A 3,166-nucleotide genomic window follows, 5' to 3' on the forward strand; every position below is an offset into this window, starting at 1 on the left:
CTGCTATATGATATTATTTTGGTGCTATATCTCACACCTATTCAAGTATAAACCTGTGCATCCTCTCAAATTCTTCAGCAGCCTCATCTAATGCCAGTGCAAAGAGTGGATAGCAGTGGAAGAGTCCTTCTCCAACTGATAGTTTGGAATTCACTCCACTTTGAAGGAGCTTTTCATGGAATCTAGTAGAGTCGTCAAGGAGAGTTTCATGACTTCCAACGTTTATATAGCTATCGGGCAGTCCTTGAAGATCTCCGTATAGCGGCGATATATAGGGATTTCTCGAATCCTCTTTGCCAACATATCCATTACTATATTCTTTTAGTAGCTTTTCAGGAACGAAAAGTTCCGTCTTTGCATTTTTCTGTATTGAATTTCCCATGCAGGCAAGGTCAGTCCATGGAGACATTACAAGTATCTTTCCTGGAAGCTCCATATCATTATCCTTCAAATAAAGGGCAGTTGCAAAAGCGAGACCTCCACCAGCAGAGTCTCCCAAAAATATCATATTTTTCCCTCTCACACCTTCTCCAATTAAAAATTCATAGGCCTTTATTGCATCCTCAAAGGCAGCAGGATAGGGATTCTCGGGGGCAAGTCTGTAGTTGAATATGAATACATTGATTCCTGTTCTTCTCACGGATTCTCCCATGAGAAGCCTATATTTTTCCTCTGATCCATGAGAATATCCTCCCCCATGGAAGTAAAGTACAACCTTGTTCCTATCAATTTTATCCTTGTATATCCACTCTCCTTCTATGCCGTTTATTCTTACTTTTCTAGCGCTTATACCAGGCGGCAGCTGTCTGAAAATGGAGAATATCCCTGCAATCCTACTGGACACCTTGTAAACAACAGAGTTCCTGTTGAGTTTTCTATAATTGTATATGTTCATCTTGAATTTAAGTCTGATTTTTAATAAAAAAATGATTAACTTCGCCTTTTTACTCATATGATAATTCCATACTTCCTTATTCTATATTGGAGGCTCTGCCTCTTTATTCCCAGTGACTTTGCAGCCAGGGTGATATTGTTGTCATTATGTTTCAGAACCTTTCTTAATATCATATCCTCGAATTTCTCCACCATGTAGGAAAGTTCGTTTTCATATATGGATTCCGTGAAAAGTCCTGTCTCTTCCTTGCCTTCGTCAGATTTATCGGTCATGACATGTCTTGGAATATGACCTAGCCTGAATATGCCGTCATCCATTACATTAAGTGCATATTCCACTATATGTTCAAGCTCCCTGACATTTCCAGGCCATTCATACTTTTTCAAATATTCAAGAACCTCGGAGTCTATTTTTTCTATTCTATTGTTGTAACTTTCCGACAACTTATCAGAAAAATAAAATACTAAACTTTCAATATCCCTTTTTCTCTCCCGAAGGGGAGGCACTTCCACTATTATTGTCGAAAGCCTATAGAGGAGGTCCTTTCTTATATCGCTAGAAAAGGGTTCTTCCTTACATGAGGATATTATCCTCACGTCAGTCTACAATTCCAGAAAGTGAATCCACATCCATTACGAGAATATCTCGGATATTCATACCCATGTACAGGTTAAAAGAAGGCTTGAAAAATTCTGAAGATTCACCTTCATATTCCAGAGAAATCACCTTGTAATCATTATCCAGTTCCACAATTATATCCACTATGGACATTCCATCACCATCCTTATAGTATTCTCAGGTTATTTTATCTATTCTACCACCAAACAAAAGTAAAGACAACCATTGGCCGCCTTTACTTTCCCTATGTTACTGTACTTCATGTTGTATTGATATCTATTGGATATCTTAACTTTCCACTTAGAAAGTTTACCTTGACTTTTATTAGAAAAGCAAGCTTCCCACTTCTTCTTCAAGTGTTCTAACTATGATTCCATCTTCAATGAGACCGCTGATATACTCTATATATGGACTCATATTGCAGTCTTCAGTTATAAAGGGAACTTCCTTTCTAACAAGACTTCTAACCTTTTCAACACCCTTTGACGAACTTTCCTCGTAGAAATCTCCTGCCTGAATACTGTGGAAAATTTCTATTGCAAGTATGTACTTAAGATGTGACATGTTTTCATATGCCTGTAGTGATGCATTGAAACCCATTGACAGATAATCTTCCTGATTTGCACAGGTAATATTATTGTCTATTGTTGCAGGGTGTGACTTTAGCCTCATTTGTCCAACAAGACCTGCTGCAGTATATTGCACCATCATGAAGCCATTGTTGAACCCAGGGTCCTTAATGAGGAATGGTGGAAGCTCACTTACATGACTGTTTACCATTCTGTGAGTCCTTCTCTCCGCCATCTTTCCAAGGTTTGTAGCTGCTATATTCAAACTATCCATTGCTATTCCAACATAAGATCCATCAGCACTGCATCCTGAAAGAGAAATACCTTTCCCGTCTTCCTCGAATATTAGAGGGTTGTCCACTGATGAATTCAGTTCGATGTCCATTGTAATGAGAGCATCGTTTATTACCTTCTTAGCTGCTCCGTGAAGCTGGGGTATGCATCTAAGGGATAATGCATCCTGAACCCTATAGCCCTTAAATTTCTTTACTATTTCGCTGCCTTGAAGAATTGTCCTTACATTACTGGCAGTATTGTACTGGTCCACATGTGGTCTTGCCTTCATTATTCTTTCATCAAATGCCATCATGGTTCCTTTTAAAACCTCGAGAGACATTGCACCTGCTATGTCTGCAGTCTTTGCACAAGTAATTGCATCGTATAAGGCAAGTGCTCCAAAGGCAGTAACAGAAGTTGTTCCAGAAACCAGGGAAAGACCTTCCTTAATATCCGCTTCAATAGGTTTCATTCCCTTGAGCCTCAATGCTTCATCTCCATCAACCAGAACACCTTCTACGTAGGCTTTTCCCTCGCCAAGAAAGACAAGAGCTATATGTGCTTCAAGAGTGAGATATCCTACAGAACCGTTCTTGGGAACATATGGAGTTATACCATTATTCAGCATATCCTTTATCTGAGTCAAAGTATTAAGACTTACTGCAGAATGACCGTTTCCCATATGGGAAAGCATTACTATCATCATTGCCCTTACAGATTCCTTAGTTGCAGGTTCTCCTACAGAAGTGGCATGTGCTCTCAAATGATTCCTGTTTATGTCTTTTCTTTTTTCCTTGTCTATCATTAT

The 3,166-nt window shown here is 39.0% G+C and carries 4 protein-coding genes; all 4 read right to left on the reverse strand.

Annotation, left to right across the window (positions count from 1 at the left end; genetic code table 11):
* Window positions 1-37: 37 nt before the first annotated feature.
* Window positions 38-952, reverse strand: a complete 915-nt coding sequence (locus AC3AX0_RS10155) for an alpha/beta hydrolase (RefSeq protein WP_487550178.1) — start codon at window positions 950-952, stop codon at window positions 38-40.
* Window positions 949-1,491 (reverse strand): AAA-type ATPase lid domain-containing protein, encoded by a 543-nt coding sequence (locus AC3AX0_RS10160; protein WP_487550179.1) that lies wholly within the window; start codon window positions 1,489-1,491, stop codon window positions 949-951. Before AC3AX0_RS10160 ends, AC3AX0_RS10155 begins: the two co-directional genes overlap by 4 nt.
* 1 nt (window position 1,492) lies before the next feature.
* A complete protein-coding gene (locus AC3AX0_RS10165; RefSeq protein ID WP_487550180.1) occupies window positions 1,493-1,666 on the reverse strand; it encodes a hypothetical protein in 174 nt (57 codons plus the stop codon).
* A gap of 171 nt (window positions 1,667-1,837) precedes the next feature.
* On the reverse strand, window positions 1,838-3,166 hold a 1,329-nt coding region (locus AC3AX0_RS10170; RefSeq protein ID WP_487550181.1), incomplete at its 5' end, for an HAL/PAL/TAL family ammonia-lyase.

The sequence above is a fragment of the Dethiosulfatibacter sp. genome (assembly GCF_983023055.1).

Excerpts from the sequence above, each read along its gene's own strand:
- AC3AX0_RS10155 (WP_487550178.1), bottom strand. The coding sequence starts at position 952 with ATGAGTAAAAAGGCGAAGTTAATCATTTTTTTATTAAAAATCAGACTT.
- AC3AX0_RS10165 (WP_487550180.1), bottom strand. The coding sequence starts at position 1,666 with ATGTCCATAGTGGATATAATTGTGGAACTGGATAATGATTACAAGGTG.